Below are 18,496 nucleotides of genomic sequence, written 5' to 3' on the forward strand. Positions count from 1 at the left end.
TATATGACGATGGGCAACAGCAAACGATTTTATTGCCTAGTGAGACCCGTTAACGTCCATTCATATTGATTTTTTATAACGATACCTATATAAAAAACACCCTTTTTGTTTTAGAAGGTGGTTTTTTTTTGCATCCCTCCTCTCATTTAATTTTATCTAGCAGCAATTTCAAATAAATGCTCGACAAAAACCTCGTTTTTTATTAAGTTTTATTGACTATTTTTTGTGCATTAAAATAACGAGTGAATTTCCCTTATAATAAGGACAGTTGTAAAATTCAGCTGAAAGAGGTGCATGATGTTGAAAAATATTCTTGAAAAAGATATTATGCAAATGCTGCGACTGTCCACAACACTCTTAACCGAAAATCCCCTTCCCTTGAGTAAAGCTGCTGCCGCCCAAAATCTCTCTGTCAAAACGATCCGTCGACTGTTATCAAGCTATTTAAACGAGGATCTTTCCTTCCACTATGATGTAGAGCAAGGACATATTCGCGCAAACCATCGTTTGCAGCAGCCATCAACCAGCCACTCCCTGTCCCATACAGAAATGATTGCTGCACTGTTCAACAAAAGCGTGAATTATCAGCTGCTCTTGCTCTTGTTAAAAATGCCGACTATTTCCTTTGCAGATCTCTACAAACGCTATTATCTTAGCCCATCCAGTTTGCATCGGCGCTTTTCAGCCTTTTCCAGCTTTTTAGCACCTTATCAACTAGCTATCGATCGCCGCAGCTATCCTTTGATTACTGGCAATGAACGACAACTGCGCTATTTGCTTTTTCGCCTTACCCTCTTAGCAAACCCAACGCTTTCCCCCAAACAAGCGTTTCAAGAACTGAAGAAGATCCATCAGTTACGAGCAAAGGCTTTTTATCCTAGCACCCCCGCCCCGTTTACTCAGCAAATTTATCCAACATGTTTTGTGCCACGTTTTTATTTAGTTGGTGAACGCAGCTACTTATTTTTATGGAAACAGCTGCTAACACTGGAACCTTTCTATGTGCCAACAGAAGAAGCCTTCCTTTTGCGACGAATCATCACGCCGATTTTGTTGGAGCATCCGCTCCAACAGCCGTTAGAGGTTCTTTTGCCGAAAATTTTTCAAACCCATCTGCTGGGGGCATTGTTGGAAGGCAATTTATTTGTCTATCCGCCACTAAACCCTCGCTTATCTGAACGTTCCCGATGTTTGGTCCAGGCTTTATTGACACAGCTTCCCCATTACGAAAAACTTTTAAAGAAGCACCCTGAGCTTCCCTTGCTTTATGAATGCATTTGGCAAGAGCTCTCTTTTTTCCAACCGATCATTGCCTTTCCCCAACAAAAAGAGCGCCCGCTTGAATAGCGGTACGCTCTTTTTAAAATCATTTTACTATCAGTAAATTATTGTGCGTCAGCATCAACGATTTTCACGGAACCTTGCCATTGTTTTTCAACAAAGTCTTTGATTTCGTCTGAATGCAACACTTCGATCAATTTCTTGATTTTGTCGCTATCTTCATCACCACTGCGGACAGCGATCACGTTGACATAAGGAGAATTATCCGCTTCTAACAAAACAGAATCATCCGCTGGATTCAAATCGATTCCGAATGCGAAGTTCGCATTGATGGCAATTAGGTCTGCTTCGTCGTTTTGATAAGCAGTCGCCAAAAGAGATGGATCGACGTCATGTTTAAATTCTAAGTTTTTCGGATTTTCAGCAATATCATCAAAGGTTGCCGTTTCTGTATCAACGCCGTCTTTTAAGGTGATCAAGTCAGCATCTTGTAAAATCGTTAGGATACGACCCCAGTCAGATTCAGAAGTGGAGGTAAGAACCGTTGCACCATCTTCTAGTTCCGAAATATCAGAGATTCGTTTTGAGTAAAGACCCATTGGCTCGATATGGATCGCACCGGCATTGACAAAGTCATAGCCATTGTCTGCGATTTGTTTGTTTAGATAAGGAATGTGTTGGAAGTAATTGGCATCGATATCACCATTTTCCAATGCTTTGTTTGGCAACACATAATCATCGAAGGTTTTGATTTCAAGGTCAATGCCTTCTTCTGCTAGTAAAGGTTTGGCTTGTTCTAAAATTTCCGCATGAGGGGTAACTGATGCACCGATCACTAATTTTGTTGATTCTCCCTCAGCCGCAGATGAGTCAGAGCTTCCTGAATTTGAGCCCGTTCCGCAAGCAGCTAAAGCGGCAGTTAATAATAACGTTGTTGCAATACCAAAAATCTTTTTCATATCCATTTCCTCCCATATTTTCCACTTTTTGTTCTTCGTTTCATTTACCGTTTGTCGGTGGTCTTCGCAAGGAAATCGCCGACCCCTTGGATAATGAAAACGATAATTAAAATAATCACTGTTGCGACAAGGGTAACAGTGTAATTTCCACGTTGAAATCCTTCTTGCCAAGCCAAAGCGCCTAGCCCACCGGCACCAATCGCGCCTGCCATGGCGGTATAACCAATCATTGAGATCGTTGTGACTGTCAGTCCTGAAATCAATGCCGGAACACTTTCTGGGATCACGATCTTATAAATGATCTCCCAGTAACTAGCGCCCATCGCTTCTGCAGCTTCAATCACACCAGGATTGACTTCACGAAAAGCAATTTCCACCATCCGAGCATAAAACGGCGCAGCTGATAAAACTAATGCTGGGATCGCTGCTTTTGCCCCTAGGAACGAACCGACTAATAACGTTGTAAAGGGAATGATCAAGACCATTAAAATCATGAATGGTGTTGAGCGAAAGGCGTTGCTGATGATGGAAACCACATTATAGAAAATGTTGGCTCCCGCCGTTTGTTTACGCCCTAGTGAATAAAGCGCCAATCCTAGAAGCAAACCGATCACCACCACTAAAACCATGGAGAAGAAAGTCATAAACAAGGTATCTAGGGTTGCTTGCTGCATGTTGGCCCAATCGACTTTTTCAAAATTAAAATAGGTTTCTACAAATGACTTATCCACGTTCAATCACCTCCACGCCTACTTGCTGCTCTTTGAAAAAGGTGATCGCTTTTTCGATCTCATTTGCTTCACCTGTCAATAAGACCGTCAAGCCGCCAAAGGATCCTTCATTGGTTTGTTGGATCTTTCCATAAACGACATTGACATCGATCTGAAAGCGGCGAATCGCTTGTGAAATGACTGGTTCATTGGCGTTGTCTTGTGTGAATGTCAAGGTCACTAAATGCCCTTGCGGATTTTCTCGTAAGAAGGCTTGTCGTAGTTCTTCGACGTCTTCTTCTGGTTCCAAATCTTGCTGAACAAAACGTTTGGTCACTTCCTGCTGCGGGTTACGGAAAACCGATTGTACTGATCCTTCTTCCACGATCTGCCCGTGCTCCATCACCGCGACCTTGTTGCAGATTTTGCGAATGACGTTCATTTCATGGGTAATCAGCACGATCGTCAAATGTAATTTTTTATTGATGGAAAGCAAGAGATCCAACACTTCTTCTGTTGTTTGTGGATCTAACGCACTCGTTGCTTCATCACACAGCAAAATTTCTGGTTCATTCGCTAATGCACGAGCAATCCCGACTCTTTGCTTTTGTCCGCCAGACAATTGTGCCGGATAGGCAGTTTCCCGTCCTTCCAACCCAACTAACTTGATCAGCTCTTGCGCTCGTTGCCGTCGTTTTGCTTTTTCAACGCCTGCCAACTCCAATGGCAATTCGATGTTCTCCGCCACCGTTCGAGACCATAATAGATTAAAGTGCTGAAAAATCATGCCGATTTTTTTGCGGAAGTTTCTCAATTCTTTGTTTTTCAATGCCAAAATATTTTGACCGTTAATGACTACATCTCCTGCTGTCGGCAATTCTAAGCCGTTCAACAAACGAACTAATGTACTTTTCCCAGCACCAGAGTAGCCAACGATTCCATAGATATCGCCTTTTTCCACTTGCAGTGAAACATCATTGACGGCGTGGACAGCCGTTTGCTTTTTGCCGAATGACTTTTTTACATGCGACAATTCGATTAATGCCATGTTATTCCCATCTTTCCTCTTTGGTTGGTTAAACACAAAAAAAGCTTTCATCCTCTGTACATTATACTGTTACAAAGGACGAAAGCACAACTTCCGCGTTACCACCTTGATTTACTGTCGATTCACATCAACAGCCTCGCTCAGTACTTGAATTGCTTCGCATACTGCTGCACTGTAACGGGTGCCTCCCGTGATAGGCTTGTTTCCACTCACCTCTCATGCTCAAAGACCATCTTCCATCCTCTCTCCGTCGCCCATTTGCACCAAACAGGGCTCTCTGTGTACGTTAAGAACATGTACTCTTCTTTTCAAAGCATTCATTTATTGAGCAAATTATAGCAACGTCTTATCCGACTGTCAATTCTTTTTGAAAAAATAGTCGTTTTTACAGATTTGACTTACAAAGCTTCAAATTGACTTGGGTCAACCTCTTTGAAGCTGACCAGCCAAGCATTCATTTCGTCTTCATCATTTAAGGTATCAATGGATTGATCGATTTTTTCATTTACGGAAGAAATCACGCCCGTCAATGGACTTGGAAATTCACTGACTGCTTTTTCCGCTTCTAGCTCAACAAGGATCTCTCCTTGTTTTAAAGCAGTTCCTGCTTTTTGAATCGAAGCAAACGTGACCGCACCAAGTTCTTCTTGCGCTTCTTTTGTTAAACCGACACAATATTCTTTCCCGTTAAACAAAACCCACAAATTATCTTTTTTTCTTAAGCATTTCTTTTCCATGATTCTAGTAAGACTCCTTCATATTCATTTTCTTTAAATCCATTAATCAAAAAGCGGTCGCCGCTAACTAGTAGTGGGCGCTTGATCAACATACCATCGGTTGCCAGCACATCGGCTGCGTCTTGGGCAGTCATGGTCGGCACTTTTTCTTTTAATTGCAATTCACGGTATTTCATGCCGCTTGTGTTAAAGAAACGGGTTAACGGTGCTTCGCTTGATTGGATCCAAGCCAGCAATTGTTCCGGTTGAGGCGGTGTGGTCACCATATCGATCGCTTCAAAGGGAATCTCGTGCTCTTCTAACCAACGCTTCGCATTTCGGCATGTACTGCATTTTGGGTACCAATAAAATGTAATCATGTGAACTCCTTAAAGTGTTTTTGGTGCGGTCTCAGCTTGATAGCGCATCGATAAAATCAAACCGATCCCAATCATATTGCTTAATAGGGCAGATCCTCCTTGGCTAATAAACGGCAGTGGAATTCCCGTCAACGGTAAGAGACCGATGTTTGCGCCAATGTTTTCAAACACATGGAAGAGAATCATCATAATGATCCCAGTTGCCAAGTAAGCATAAAATTCATTGTTGGTATCGAAACATACGCGGATCATCCGATAGATCAAAATAAAATACAATAAAATGACAAACGCGCTGCCAATAAACCCAAAATTCTCACCGATCACCGAAAAAATCATATCGGATTCTCGGACTGGTACATACACATCGCTGACATTAAATCCTTTCCCGAACATCCCGCCAGAGGCGATCGCCATCAGAGCGTACGCCAATTGGAAGGATTGCCCTTGGGTATCATGAAAAGGATCTAGCCACGAATCGATACGGGCGAACTGGTACTCTTTAAAGATCCCTGTATTGTACAGCAACTCACGACCAACATCGGTAGTCACTAAGAAAATCGTTCCGCCGCCGAGAATCACGAATGCCGCAATCACTGGCACAACGATTCGCCAAGAGATCCCCGACATCAAGAAGACCCCACCGAAAATCGCCAGAAAGACCAACATCGTACCAAAGTCGTTTTGCAAGGTGATCAGGATCAGTACTGGAATCGTGACGGCCAACATTTTCGCAATCAGCAACCCATCTGTTTTCAGATCTCGTTCCCGATGCTTGACATTGTGCTGTGTGACGACTAAGGCCAACATCATAATATAGGCGATCTTCATCAACTCTGACGGCTGGAGAGTAAAGGCCCCAAAACGGAACCAGTTTTTTGACCCTGTCGAGGCAGCCATTGTCCGGTCGTAAAATTTCAAAAGCGCCAACATGACGGCTAATCCGGCTCCATAAATATAGGGAGTCAATTTCCAAAGCCATTTTGATTTGATCTGCATGATAATAATCACCGCAATAATACCTAGCACATACCATAAAGCTTGAAATCCTAACGTTCGCAAAATATTCGGGTTATTTGGATCGTGGGTCAACGCCACATACAAGGACGCCACACCAATCAGACATAATAAAAATACGGGTAGAATCACACCGTAGTCAATTCGATTATCGTTCGTTTTTATTCGTGAATTTTCCATGTCCACACTCTCTTCTGTAGAATCTTTATCCATTATAGTGATATTTGAGGAGAAAAGAAAGGATTGTCCACGAGCATTCACAAAAAATTTAGAAACTTTAATGATTTTCGGGAAAAGAGGGTTAAAAACAATCCGAAATTGTTTAGAATTACAATGAAAGAAGGGCTATATTCTGATTCATATCTGATTAATCAGAGTAAAATGATCGTATATGTACTAGATAGGAAGTTCACCGACATACTTTTCAATGAAAACTCGCTGAATTCGTCTATTCTCCTTACTTAATAAAATATCTTATTATAAGTATTCTTCTTTATTTTAATTATTCTTTACTCAATGTAACCGAACAAAGCAACTTTAAATCAGTCAAAAATTGCCACCTTATTTTCGTTTCAAAGAAATAGCAACCTGTGACTACTTCCCTTAAGTTGCTCAGAATATAAATTGATGCACGACGAGCCTATTTACCACATTAATGTGGTAATGAAATGTTATTTACGCCACCACATAATTTCACTAGAATACAATTAAGGAAGCGCTTCCGGAGGTGAACCAATGATTTTAAATAATCGAGAACAACTACTGTTGCAACTACTATTAGAACAAACGGAGTTTCGCCCTGCCTCTTTTTTTCAAAAGCAGTTAAATGTATCCCAAAAAACGGTTTATAACAATTTAACGACTTTAGAAAAGAAACTAAAAGATTCGGGACTAGCTATCAAAAAAGTACCAAGAAAAGGAATCTTTTTATCTGGTTCTGAATCAGCAAAACAGAATGGTTATCGATTGTTAGCAAAAAAAGAGACTAAACTCGAACTATTTTCACCTAATTATCGTAAAATCTTTATTTTCGCTAACTATCTGTTTTCAGTAAAACCAATGCATTATCAGGAATTCTCTGAATATTTTTATATTAGCAACCAGTCAATAAAGAAAGATGTTGATGAAATCGTTGCTTTCTGTCGATTCCATCAAGTATCAACAAAAATGACTACTAGCGGACTCAAGCTAACCTCAGTTGAATCTGCTGCTCAAAACGTATTCAAATCTTTTTTAGAGAAGTATACCGACGCCAAAGCCAGTGAAAATCTTTTGGTCAACAATCTCTTTGACTCTAAGGTTCTCGATTTAACGAAGAAATTTGTCTCAGACATGACTCAAACAATCGGCCATCCAGTCAATAATTATTCTATTGAATCCTTGAAGCTTTCATTGCGAATTTTTCTTTCAAGACTTCTTATAGATAAACACATTGAAAAACAAGAGCATCTAGTATTTGACGAACTTAGACGAATGAAATTCTATATGATCGCGGTTGATTTTTCTGAAATGACCCAACAGCAACTACCTGTTCAATTTAGTGATACAGATATTCAATATGTATGTTCCTTGTTATTAGCACACGGCATCGAACCTTTTGGTCAAATGGATGAGCCTCACGAATCTACTATCACAAATTGTACGAAACAAATCATTCAAAAAATGTCACATATGTTAAACGCAGATCTGACACAAGATAAATTATTGCTGCAAACATTGTTGGCTCATATCGTTCCCATGATCCATCGATCAAAGACAGGGATTTTATTGAAAAACCCACTGATAAAAAGTATCAAAAAACAATACTCAACAATGTATACATTGACCAAATATGCAATTGGAGATTTAGAGGAGCGATTTCAAATCTTATTAACAGAAGACGAAGTTTCTTTTCTGACGATCCATTTTCAGTTAGCCTTTGAAAAGATAAAAATTACTAACCATATACTAATTGTTTGCCAATCAGGTTTTGCTACATCGGAGTTGATTTTTAACCGTATCAAACAGACGATCGCTGCTGATACCGTATTGGAGATCATTCCTTTGAGTAAACTGGCCAGTACATCTCTTGAAGCTGTTGATCTGATCATATCAACTATTCCATTGGACATTACAGCACCGCCAGTTATTTATATTTCGCCGCTTCCTACTACCGAAGAAATAGGAAGAATCTCAGCAAAGATATCTAATCTTAATGAGAATGAGAAAAATTTTTACTCAAAAAAATACCAGAAAACGACTTTATTACAAAAATATTTAGATCCTACTTTCCTTTTTGTCAAAAAAAAGTTTCGAACAAAAAAAGATGTACTGGATTTTTTAGCAGATGATTATCTGAAAAAAAAGCTTGTTACAACAAAATTTAAGCATTCTCTATTTGAACGAGAGGAACTAGGAAGCACTGGCTTAAAGACGGGAGTAGCCATTCCACATGCTGATCCACATACAGTGAAAGAAACAAAACTTGCTTTTCTCACCCTCGATGCGCCAATTACTTGGGGAGACACAAAAATCCAACTAATTGTTTTGCTTGCGATTGCTGAAGAAAACATGATCGAGGCAAAAGAGTTGATCGCTTCGATCTACGGATTGTTTAACTCAGCCGAAGAAATTCAATGGATCGTTAATAGTCAAACGCAAGAAGAACTGTATCAAAGATTGTTAAGAGGAGGAAATTGATCATGTTTTTTGATCACCAAATCGTGTTACTTGAAAAAGATTCTAAAACAAAAGAGGAAGCTTTTCGACTATTAGCAGACGAACTCATCAAAACTCATTGTGTAAATGATCAGTTCTATCAAAATATCGTACAGCGAGAAGAAACCTTTCCTACAGGTTTAAAAATTAACGGCATTGGGGTAGCGATCCCACATACGGACAGCAAATTTGTTTTACGATCCCAAGTCGCTTTTATGTCACTTGCCTCTCCCCTTTCATTTATTGAAATGGGTTCGCAAGAAAAGAAAATCGATGTATCTCTGTTGTTCATGCTTGCATTGAAGGAACCACATGAGCAATTGGGTATGCTACAAAATCTTATCTCTATGTTTCAAACACCAGGGGTTTTGGAAGCCCTATCCTCAGTAACGACTAAAGAAGCGTATCTTTCGATTATTGAAAAAAATGGACTGCAATAAAAAGGAGGAACAATTATGTTAAATGCATTACAGTGGTTCGTTGATCTAGGTTCAATCGTTGTTTTGCCTATTTTAATTTTTATTTTTGGAATAATTTTGGGAACCAAGCCTGGCAAAGCCTTTACTTCAGCCTTAACTGTTGGTGTCGGGTTTGTTGGATTGAATTTGGTGATTGACCTTCTAAGCAGCAGCTTGGGTCCTGCCGCCCAGCATATGGTTGAACGTCTAGGATTAAATTTGACAACGATTGATGTCGGATGGCCTGCCGCAGCGGCAATTTCTTACGGGACGATTTTAGGAAGCCTTGCGATTCCGATTGGTGTGGTCCTAAATGTTTTACTCATCATTTTAGGGCTGACTAAAGTATTGAATGTAGATATTTGGAATATTTGGCACGCAGCCTTCATCTCTTCTCTGATTTATGCCCTCACTGGAGACTTTGCAATGGGGATCGCGGCCACCGTCATCTATTTGATGATGATTCTTTTAATGGGAGATATTTTAGGTCCGATCATTAATAAGTTCTACGGATTTCCTAATATCACTTTTCCTCATGGTACCGCCGCACCAGGATTCATCTTTGCACTTCCGATGAATTGGCTCTTTGATCGTATTCCGGGACTAAAAGATTGGAAAGCAGATCCAGAAACCATTCAGAAAAAATTTGGTGTCTTTGGTGACTCTACTGTTATGGGCTTTTTGATTGGTCTCATCATGGGAATACTTGCCGGATATGACACAGCAGGTGTCGGCCAATTAGCCGTCCAAACAGGCGCTGTGATGGTTTTGATGCCTAAAATGGTTGCTTTACTGATGGAAGGTCTAACGCCTATTTCTGAATCTGCAAATGAATTCGTCAAAAAACGGTTTCCTGGAAGAGAGCTTTACATCGGTATGGATGCAGCATTATCGGTTGGTCATCCAGCTGTCCTTTCTTCCTCATTGCTGCTAGTTCCGATCACTATTTTGTTAGCCGTAGTTCTACCTGGCAATACGACCTTGCCTTTTGGTGATTTAGCAACCATTCCCTTTCTGATTTGCTTGATGGCTGCTGTTTTTGGAGGAAACATCATTCGAACAGTAATTGCTGGAACGATTTATATGGTAAGCATTCTCTATATTACTTCGTGGGCAGCACCGCTTGTCACTACTGCTGCTCGATCCGCAAACTTTGATCTACAAGGAAACTCTATGATCACTGCTATGGCTGAAGGTGGTTTATGGACCACATTCCTTTATGTCGGCTTAACCAAAATATTAAGCTGGGGCGGTTTAGCCACAATTGGCGTCTCTGTTTTGTTTGGATTGATTTATGTAAATAAAATTCGTCCCAAGAAACAAACATCGAAATTATAGGAGGAAATGATAATGAAAAAACTATTGATTATGTGCGGTACAGGTGTTGCAACTTCAACAATTGTAACAAATAAGGTAAAAGAATGGCTGAAAGAAAAAGGGATGACTGATCAAGTGAAACTGTATCAATCCAAAGTGGCAGATGAGATGAATAAAATTGATAACTATGACATCGTGGTGAGTACAACGGTTGTTCCAGACTCAATCAAAGATCGCGTAATTATGGGGCTGCCACTCTTAACAGGGATTGGTACAGAAGAAATGTACGCGGAAATCGAAAAGAAAATCAAAGAATAAGGAGAATGCCCTATGTTGGTCACAACAAAAGAACTATTCGCACATGCAGAAAAACACAATTATGCATTACCTGCAGCAAATTTTTTCGACTTAACTAGTGCAAGGTCATACGCGGAGACTGCTGAACGTTTAAACAAGCCTTTGATATTGGCCTTCGCTCAGTCCCATATGAACATGTTGACTTTAGAAGAGGCTGCCATGATTGGAAAATTTTTGGCAAAGAAAAGCACTGTACCTATCGCTTTGCACTTAGATCATGGTACCGATGAAGAGGTCATCAAAAGAGCCATTCATTTAGGTTTTACTTCCGTAATGATCGATGCTTCTGAGGAGCCATTTGAAGAAAATGTCCGTCGGTCAAAGGAGATCGCCGATTACGCTCATAAAAATGGTGTCGTTGTTGAAGCCGAAATCGGGCACGTTGGGTCGGAAAACAGTCTGGAATCAGCCGTAAATAGTCAATCTATTTACACAGAACCTTCTGAGGCTGTTACATTTGCCAAATTAACCGGGGTTGATTCGTTGGCAGTTTCTATTGGCACCTCTCACGGACATTATCAAGGGATACCCAAAATAAATTTTGACGTTTTAAAGGAAATACACCATGCCGTCAATGTTCCTCTTGTTCTGCATGGCGGATCCTCTTCTGGCGATGAAAACCTTGAAAAATGTGCCTTAGAAGGTATCCGGAAAATAAATATTTTTACTGACTTTGTCACTGCTGCTATGAATGAAATTCACAAAAATCAACCAAATGACTATTTCGATTTACTTCATTCAGCAAGCAATGGAATGTCCAAGACACTCGAGCACTATTTTACAGTCTTTCATACCAAATCTTATCGTGAAGGAGAAAGCTAATGAAAAAAAGAACTTTAAGAACGCCATTCTTTGTCATCAATCCCAAAGCCTATCTTTATGGAAAACAAGCATTGGCATTGGCAAAAGCTGCTGATGAGTTGTCATCTTTGTATGACATCGACATTCTATTTACTGTTCAGCATGCAGACGTTTCTTTAATTAAACAGGCAACAACACATTTATTCGTCACTGTCCAACATTTAGACGGAATCGAAATTGGTCGTGGAATGGGCTATGTTTTACCCGAAGCAGTGGCAGAAGCCGGAGCTGAAGCTACCTTTTTAAACCATGCTGAACACCCCATGACATTGCAAGAACTGACTAAAGCGATTCAGCGCTCAAATGAATTGGGTCTCTTAACAATTGTCTGTGCGAATTCATTGAGTGAAGCGAGAGCCGCGGCTTCCCTAAAACCCGATGTGATGGTTTGCGAGCCAACCGAACTAATTGGGACAGGACAAACCAGTGATCTTCAATACATGACGGAAACAAATCGTGTTGTTCGGGAAATTGATCCAGAAATCCTGATTTTGCAGGCTGCTGGTATATCTAGCGCTGCCGATGTTGAAAAAGCTTTGTCGTCAGGTGCTGATGGGACTGGCGGGACAAGCGGCATTGTGCAAGCAGATGATCCAGTTCAAACCCTTACAGAAATGATCAAACAAGCGGTGAAGCATAAAAAGGAGGATTAACACTGTGAAATTTTTAAAAGAGCAACTGACGTTAACTTCTAACGGGAATCGAGTGTCTTACCACAACATCACAGAAGAAGTGAAAGCAATGGTTGAAAAAAGCGGAATTTCAAATGGAATCTGTCTCGTACAGTCTCCCCATACGACTTGTTCTGTTATCTTTGAAGAATACATGCATGATACAGACTTTAACGGAGATGAATTTCTTCAAGTTGATTTAAACCGAATTCTCGATAAAATTATTCCTCGTGAACTATCAGAAAATACCGATTATCGTTATCCTGGACCAAAGCATTTAGAATTTTTGATGAGTCTGGACGATCCAAACTACCCAACAGATCCAGCAACGATTTTAAACGGCGATGCACATATTCGCTCGAGTTTTTTCGGTGCAAGCGAAAGTTTTATTTTAAGTAACGGCAAGCTAGAGATCGGCTCTGTAGGCTATATCTATTTTGTTGATTTCGATCAAAATCGTGTGCGAAATAGGTCATGCCATGTAATGCTAATGGGCGAATAAGAACAGTTATCGGGTAAATCAGGAAAAATTGAGATTACTTATCGCCTGCAAAAGAAAAACCATGAATCCTCTAAAAGAAGATTCATGGTTTTTCATTTCTTATGCCAGCTGCAGGCAAATAAGTACTTTTTTACGTTTTAATACGTAAATAAACATTCAAAACACACAGGTTAAATAATAACCCATCAGCACTGGTTGCACTATGTTAGAAATTTTTTTGGCACATATTTTGGCACTTGTACCTTAGTATTAAAATCGAAGTTTTTTCAGAGTATCAATGTTGCCGCATAAATTTTTTGGTACAATAATATATAAAAAAAGGAGGAGATTGTATCTTAAACCACATAGAAATTAATGTTAGTAGCTTATCTAAATCTAAAAAATTTTATGACTTTCTTTTACCTAGATTAGGATACACTATTTATCAGGTTTGGGATGAAGGATTCAGTTATGCGTATAATGATTATTATATTGTGTTTGTTCAAACTCGAAAAAAACACCTGAACAATGCGTATAATAGAACGCATGTTGGATTGAACCACTTGGCCTTCTCGCTGCCCACTGTTAATCAAGTTAATTCCCTACGAGAAGAACTAAAGATGAACGGTATAGTCGAGTTATACCATGAGCTTTATCCTTATGCCGGAGGAAAAAATCACTATGCTTTATTCTTTGAAGATCCAGATCGTATGAAATTAGAAATTGTTGCTAAATCTGATGAATAAGTCAGCAGAAAATAACTTTAGGAAAATCAATTTCTGTAAATTAATAAAAACATTAGGTTATCAAGGAGGGTTTTTATGGCAAATTTACCAATAGAAGCTATTCAAGAGTATCTGTTCAATAAATATAAGGATAAAGCATCACCTGAAAGTTTATTCATGAAGCTGGTCGAGGAGATTGGCGAAGTAGCTGAAGCTCTTAATCAGTCAAATGGAAGAAAGAGTGGAGCTGATACATCTCTTGAGAAAGAGCTAGCTGATGTCATTCACTACACTATTGCTATTGCAAGTGTTAGCAACATTGAACTATCACCCGTAATCCTAGAAAAAGACAAAGAAGCAGCTATAAAATATGGCAACACAATCAACCTTGAAAATTTTATTTCAAACAAATAAAACAACCACTCCGAGAAGGAGTCGCACAATTAAATGATGCGATTTTTGTAAGGGACCTTAATGATACTAAAAAGCAATGTACCTTGTAGGACTCGAACCTACGACCGGACGGTTATGAGCCATCTTCTCTAGCCAACTGAGCTAAAGGTACAAAACAGCCCACCCTTGAAAAGAGTGGGCTTGAAACAGGGTTAAAAATGTTTGGATGTTAGCCCCGGTTAAGGCTACTCCCATTCTACAATTTACTTTATTCAATTTCAAGAAAAAAGCCACCCTACTTTCATAGGGTGGAACATAAAAAGAAGAGTAAACAAATGAAAAACTGGATTAGTTGGTATGAAACTACACTACACCTTTTATTAATTAAATTCAAGAAATTTATGACAGTTTTTTAATCAATAATATCTATTAAATAGTAATCATGATAAAATATAAAAACGAAGAGTATTAGGCCCACTTCCCCAAGTCTCCACCGCCTAACTACTCTTCATAAAGTATTGCACGCACTTACCAATGTATAGCATAAACTAAATTACTGCAAGTAAAACGAATATGATCTGTGCATAAACCCGCAGAAGCGGGCTATTTTTATACTACTGCTGAATACCTACGATTACCAGAAGCGCCGATCCAGATGTGGAGGAGGGAATGCAAATTGTGGTTGTTGGAGAGTTTAATGAACGGAAGCAGTTTGTTGTGAGGAAGTATTCGGTGATTGGTAAGACGAAGAGTATGATTGAATTTGAAAATATCAAAAAGTTGCGATACCATATCTATAATTGCAAAAATGAATGGAGATACTACAATGGAAAATTGCACTTTTTGTAACATTATCGATAAGAAGAGTGATTCTCATATAATTTATGAAGATGATAAAACGCTTGTAATATTGGATAAAGCAAAAGACGTTGACTATCATATGTTAGCTATTCCAAAAAAGCATGTTAAAAACATTTTGGACTGTGATGATGAAACATTAGCCAATCTATTACTTACAGTAAAAAAATTTTCAAACTATTGTGTTGATTCTTTAGGATTTGAAGGGGTAAATATATTAAGCGCCGCCAACGAGGCTGCTGGTCAATCTGTTTCTCATTTCCATATTCATATTATTCCTAGAAAAAATAAAGATGGATTAAATGCCTGGCCATCATTTCCGGGATCTCAAATTGATTTATTAGAAGCATCTGAATTTCTCAAGCAATGAAAAAAGACCTTAGTTTGAGCTAGGGTCTTTTCTACTTTCTAAAATTTCTTCTATTGGAAGAATAATAGGCAATCTTGACGCTTTTTGACTTAGGATAGATATAAAAAGACTTATCTCTGACAAAAGCGGTCTTATAAAATAATTTTGATCTTCTGAGTCAAAATCAGAAAATTTCATATCCTCAGTATCGATACTTTTATTTAATTTGAAAACTGCTTGCATAGTTATTGATCCCTTTACTTTACCATCAATAATAAACTCAGCTTTACCTTTAATAGAAATATCTTTTTTCTCATTTACCTTAGGAGAGACTCCAAATCTTACATCAATATTATTTTTCAATAAACTTTTTTTAAAATCAACTTTTACTAGAGTTGTGCCATAATACGTGTAATCGGTACTTTCCATTTGATTTCTCCATTCCTTGTATCTGAATTCATTTCTTCACTGAAATGACTAACATCATATTCTAATAAATTTACTCTGGCAAGCATATCATTCGTTTGATCTCTCAATTCAGAAAGCTCGTTTCGAATTTCTTCTCTCAGCTCAGACAAACTCTCTTCTTCTCTAACACACAAGATATCTATCTGCTTTAGAAACCCATCGAAATTTTCACTTAAAAAGGCAGCTCTTTCTTTGAATACATTCCTAGCAGCAAAAGGATCTTTAAAAGATAAAAACACATTATTCAATAATTTACTTTGAATACTACCGTTCTCAATCTCACTTAATGTGCTATAGCTTATTCCAATTAAGTCAGCCATTTGTCTCAAAGATAAAGAGTAGAACAACCGTATCTTTTTGATTTCTTTTGAAGACAACAGTCCGTTTAGTTTTTTGTACTTTTCAAAGTCAAGTTTTGCGTTGTAATCAGGATCATCAAAAGGTTCAAATAATTCTTTACATTGATTACACTGATAGTATATATGTTCATTTTCAATCATAGAATTTTTAACTTTAACTTTTTCTATAAGTCTAACTTCTTCAAATCTTGCTAAATGCTCACACTCGGAGCAATACTTATTTTCTATCGTCTTTTTAGTCATTCCGTGCACCCCCTTAAAGGATAATTCATCGGTCTTTCTGAAGGATGTAGGGACATGCATCCACAGTAATTTCCATCAATTGAAATTTTCACGTATAGTTCAACATTGTTTAACTGCATCCCAAAAACAGTGACCGTTGTGCCTTCCTTGAAATGATGCTCACTTGGTCCCTCACAATAATCAGATATACGGAGTTTTTCCCTTACATATCTAGCAGCATGTGTATTTGTCCATCCCATTTCTCTAAAGTACAAAGATGATTTTCGATTAAATTCATATTTAATTGCGTTTTGGTCAAACAATTCCCTAAAGCTAAGTAAAAACAACCTAACTCTAGTTTCTGTATCTATCTCCACATGATTATCATCCGAAATAATATATATTTTTATTATTTCGTTAAAATCATCTTCTTGTCAACATTTATTTTGTTACCTCTTAGTAACATTATACACACAATCAAAAATGAAATGCAATAACCTGACCTCCTCTTTTTAAGTAATTAATATTATTTTTAATATCTTTTTATGTACAAGCCCGCAAAAGCGGGCTATTTTTATACTACTGCTGAATACCTACGATTACCAGAAGCGCCGATCCAGCTGAGCCATACCCGACCATCACGAATCACTTTTGAATCATAATTGACCGTTTGACCCGCAGTCCACATGCCGACTTTTGCAGAATTAGTTGATGCCGCTGCGCGAATGTTGGTATTTACAGGGAATCGATAACTTCCTCGATCAGGTAAATTAGATCCTGGCATGGTTGGTTGCGGTGTTGCTGCAGTCGTATTTGACACCTCAGTAACTAAAGCACCTGATACCCAACCAGCACCATCGACTTCAAACCAAGTAGTGAACCCATTGACACGTTCACCATTCCTTGTGATGCGAGTAGCGTTGAACGTTTGTCCACGTCGTAAAGTTTTAATGATAGCAGAGTTCGTATTTTGAGCAGCACGAACATTTAGCACGTCGGTGCTGACGACCTGACGTCTATTCCAAGCTTCTACGTTGTAAGTAGGATTTGGCGCTGGTGTTGGTGTTGAGCTACCAGATGCTCCTAGTCGACTGCGAACTGCCGCCATATTAGTTCCAGGACAACTATTTGATGCATGACCTGAAAACTCATTATGTCCCAGCACATCAGTTGGTTTCAGATTAAAACGCTGCATAGCTGCACGTGCACGTTCGTCAAATACTTTTTCTTGATCAGCGGTAAATGAACCACTACCAACTAGGCAAATATGATACGTATTCGCATTGTGCCCACCTACGCCGTTCGTGGTGACGTTATCACGATAGATCAATTGAACTGATCCATCACGCAAGATAACTTCATGGTAACCACCAGTGCCCCATCCTTGATTGCGCCAGTGATTTTGGAACGCCCACACATCCCCGGTCGCTGTTGCACTATGGTGACGAGCAATTTTAGTGATGCCTGCCACAGACCTGTTGGGATTTGTTGGTCCCATGATTCTTGTATCGCCTCGTAAATCTACAATTTTTGTCATAATGTTTTCCTCCAATTATTCTCTCTATTTTCTGCTGCTTTCCGTGTTAAATATTTAAGTTCATCGTCTGATAGGTCTTCTGCCAAAAACCATCTGATAAAATTAAAGATTTGGATTGGTATAATAACCGGCAAAAATAAAATCAGTAGCCACATACACATCAACCTTTCAGTAAAAAAAGATCAGCCCTTAGACTGATCTTGATCTTTATAAATTGTATTTTCTGTTTCTGACTGACCATCGCCATAGTTAGATCGACTAACAACGCGTTCTCGCTCTTTCAATTTTTCAAGATGATCTCGAATATATTTTGGCATTGGCCAACCTAATTGTCCCCAATTTTCGGCAATGGAAATTACATACGTCACAATAAATGAAGTGACAAAAGCCACCGCAACCATTTCGTAGCCTAGGATTGTCATGTACGGATAGGCAATCAATACTAGACAAACAACCAATATATGTTTAACAACACCAAGCAGCCCTTTCGTGCTGTTACTCGTCTTTCCATACCAGCTTTTAGTAATTCCCGTTAAAATATCAAACAATACGACCCACGCAAAGATGTGGATATAAGCATTGCTTAACAACTTTCTAAACTCCTCAATCAAAACCATGTTATCAATTAACATTTT

General features: G+C 38.9%; 22 protein-coding genes, 1 tRNA gene, 1 pseudogene and 1 other annotated feature. Of the genes and pseudogenes, 12 read left to right on the plus strand and 12 right to left on the minus strand.

Annotated features, from left to right (window positions below):
• Positions 1-294 precede the first annotated feature (294 nt).
• Positions 295-1,347, plus strand: coding sequence for a helix-turn-helix domain-containing protein (locus FJU10_RS17020; RefSeq protein ID WP_140966486.1), 1,053 nt, complete (start codon positions 295-297; stop codon positions 1,345-1,347).
• Positions 1,348-1,385: 38 nt separating this feature from the next.
• Here FJU10_RS17020 and FJU10_RS17025 read toward each other — a convergent pair whose 3' ends face one another.
• The 6 genes from FJU10_RS17025 to FJU10_RS17050 form a co-directional block, all read right to left on the minus strand.
• Positions 1,386-2,240: a MetQ/NlpA family ABC transporter substrate-binding protein gene (locus tag FJU10_RS17025; protein WP_077452288.1), complete on the minus strand. Its 855-nt coding sequence runs from the start codon at positions 2,238-2,240 to the stop codon at positions 1,386-1,388.
• A gap of 44 nt (positions 2,241-2,284) precedes the next feature.
• Positions 2,285-2,971, minus strand: a complete 687-nt coding sequence (locus tag FJU10_RS17030) for a methionine ABC transporter permease (protein WP_140966487.1) — start codon at positions 2,969-2,971, stop codon at positions 2,285-2,287.
• On the minus strand, positions 2,964-3,998 hold the full coding sequence (locus FJU10_RS17035; RefSeq protein WP_077452289.1) for a methionine ABC transporter ATP-binding protein: 1,035 nt from the start codon (positions 3,996-3,998) through the stop codon (positions 2,964-2,966). The genes FJU10_RS17030 and FJU10_RS17035 overlap by 8 nt, the downstream gene beginning before the upstream one ends.
• A 71-nt stretch (positions 3,999-4,069) precedes the next feature.
• Positions 4,070-4,319, minus strand: a binding site (T-box leader).
• A 77-nt stretch (positions 4,320-4,396) separates the two neighbouring features.
• Positions 4,397-4,735, minus strand: a complete 339-nt coding sequence (locus tag FJU10_RS17040; protein WP_140966488.1) for a glycine cleavage system protein H — start codon at positions 4,733-4,735, stop codon at positions 4,397-4,399.
• Positions 4,717-5,094: an arsenate reductase family protein gene (locus FJU10_RS17045; protein WP_005233612.1), complete on the minus strand. Its 378-nt coding sequence runs from the start codon at positions 5,092-5,094 to the stop codon at positions 4,717-4,719. Before FJU10_RS17045 ends, FJU10_RS17040 begins: the two co-directional genes overlap by 19 nt.
• Before the next feature lie 9 nt (positions 5,095-5,103).
• The gene (locus tag FJU10_RS17050) at positions 5,104-6,288 is read right to left on the minus strand and encodes an FtsW/RodA/SpoVE family cell cycle protein (protein WP_140966489.1); all 1,185 of its coding nucleotides are present in this window, start codon (positions 6,286-6,288) and stop codon (positions 5,104-5,106) included.
• A gap of 555 nt (positions 6,289-6,843) precedes the next feature.
• Here FJU10_RS17050 and FJU10_RS17060 point away from each other — a divergent pair.
• The 9 genes from FJU10_RS17060 (at position 6,844) to FJU10_RS17100 (ending at position 14,089) form a co-directional block, all read left to right on the plus strand.
• Complete coding sequence (locus tag FJU10_RS17060) at positions 6,844-8,787, plus strand: BglG family transcription antiterminator (RefSeq protein WP_061053342.1); 1,944 nt, start codon at positions 6,844-6,846, stop codon at positions 8,785-8,787.
• Between the two features lie 2 nt (positions 8,788-8,789).
• A complete protein-coding gene (locus FJU10_RS17065) occupies positions 8,790-9,245 on the plus strand; it encodes a PTS sugar transporter subunit IIA (RefSeq protein ID WP_005233600.1) in 456 nt (151 codons plus the stop codon).
• Positions 9,246-9,260: 15 nt separating this feature from the next.
• On the plus strand, positions 9,261-10,601 hold the full coding sequence (locus FJU10_RS17070; protein ID WP_140966491.1) for a PTS galactitol transporter subunit IIC: 1,341 nt from the start codon (positions 9,261-9,263) through the stop codon (positions 10,599-10,601).
• A 12-nt stretch (positions 10,602-10,613) separates the two neighbouring features.
• On the plus strand, positions 10,614-10,898 hold the full coding sequence (locus FJU10_RS17075) for a PTS sugar transporter subunit IIB (RefSeq protein WP_010749080.1): 285 nt from the start codon (positions 10,614-10,616) through the stop codon (positions 10,896-10,898).
• A gap of 12 nt (positions 10,899-10,910) precedes the next feature.
• The gene (locus FJU10_RS17080) at positions 10,911-11,759 is read left to right on the plus strand and encodes a class II fructose-bisphosphate aldolase (RefSeq protein WP_016612943.1); all 849 of its coding nucleotides are present in this window, start codon (positions 10,911-10,913) and stop codon (positions 11,757-11,759) included.
• Positions 11,759-12,451 (plus strand): triose-phosphate isomerase, encoded by a 693-nt coding sequence (locus tag FJU10_RS17085; RefSeq protein ID WP_008379366.1) that lies wholly within the window; start codon positions 11,759-11,761, stop codon positions 12,449-12,451. Before FJU10_RS17080 ends, FJU10_RS17085 begins: the two co-directional genes overlap by 1 nt.
• Positions 12,452-12,455: 4 nt before the next feature.
• A complete protein-coding gene (locus FJU10_RS17090; protein WP_016612944.1) occupies positions 12,456-12,971 on the plus strand; it encodes a YjbQ family protein in 516 nt (171 codons plus the stop codon).
• Between the two features lie 344 nt (positions 12,972-13,315).
• Positions 13,316-13,696, plus strand: a complete 381-nt coding sequence (locus FJU10_RS19895) for a VOC family protein (protein ID WP_411268848.1) — start codon at positions 13,316-13,318, stop codon at positions 13,694-13,696.
• A 75-nt stretch (positions 13,697-13,771) separates the two neighbouring features.
• Positions 13,772-14,089 (plus strand): MazG nucleotide pyrophosphohydrolase domain-containing protein, encoded by a 318-nt coding sequence (locus FJU10_RS17100; protein ID WP_140966493.1) that lies wholly within the window; start codon positions 13,772-13,774, stop codon positions 14,087-14,089.
• A gap of 77 nt (positions 14,090-14,166) precedes the next feature.
• Here FJU10_RS17100 and FJU10_RS17105 read toward each other — a convergent pair.
• Positions 14,167-14,240 (minus strand) — tRNA-Ile (locus FJU10_RS17105).
• Between the two features lie 482 nt (positions 14,241-14,722).
• Between FJU10_RS17105 and FJU10_RS19520 the strand changes: the two are divergent.
• Together FJU10_RS19520 and FJU10_RS17110 are read left to right on the plus strand one after the other, a co-directional pair.
• Positions 14,723-14,917 (plus strand): annotated as a pseudogene (locus FJU10_RS19520) (hypothetical protein); the annotation flags it as partial.
• Positions 14,895-15,296, plus strand: coding sequence for an HIT domain-containing protein (locus tag FJU10_RS17110; RefSeq protein WP_140966494.1), 402 nt, complete (start codon positions 14,895-14,897; stop codon positions 15,294-15,296). The pseudogene FJU10_RS19520 and the gene FJU10_RS17110, both read left to right, overlap by 23 nt.
• A gap of 9 nt (positions 15,297-15,305) precedes the next feature.
• On the opposite strand, the gene FJU10_RS17115 is transcribed toward FJU10_RS17110, so the two are convergent.
• From FJU10_RS17115 to FJU10_RS17130, 5 genes are all read right to left on the minus strand, one after another.
• Positions 15,306-15,704: a hypothetical protein gene (locus FJU10_RS17115; RefSeq protein WP_140966495.1), complete on the minus strand. Its 399-nt coding sequence runs from the start codon at positions 15,702-15,704 to the stop codon at positions 15,306-15,308.
• The gene (locus tag FJU10_RS17120; RefSeq protein ID WP_185953367.1) at positions 15,665-16,345 is read right to left on the minus strand and encodes a helix-turn-helix domain-containing protein; all 681 of its coding nucleotides are present in this window, start codon (positions 16,343-16,345) and stop codon (positions 15,665-15,667) included. Before FJU10_RS17120 ends, FJU10_RS17115 begins: the two co-directional genes overlap by 40 nt.
• Complete coding sequence (locus tag FJU10_RS19135; RefSeq protein WP_189372384.1) at positions 16,342-16,701, minus strand: hypothetical protein; 360 nt, start codon at positions 16,699-16,701, stop codon at positions 16,342-16,344. Before FJU10_RS19135 ends, FJU10_RS17120 begins: the two co-directional genes overlap by 4 nt.
• Positions 16,702-16,898: 197 nt before the next feature.
• On the minus strand, positions 16,899-17,861 hold the full coding sequence (locus tag FJU10_RS17125) for an SH3 domain-containing protein (protein WP_140966497.1): 963 nt from the start codon (positions 17,859-17,861) through the stop codon (positions 16,899-16,901).
• A 182-nt stretch (positions 17,862-18,043) separates the two neighbouring features.
• Positions 18,044-18,493, minus strand: coding sequence for a phage holin family protein (locus tag FJU10_RS17130; RefSeq protein ID WP_140966498.1), 450 nt, complete (start codon positions 18,491-18,493; stop codon positions 18,044-18,046).
• Positions 18,494-18,496: the final 3 nt, after the last annotated feature.

Source organism: Enterococcus sp. OL5 (assembly GCF_006491895.1).
Taxonomy (GTDB): Bacteria; Bacillota; Bacilli; order Lactobacillales; family Enterococcaceae; genus Enterococcus_D; species Enterococcus_D innesii.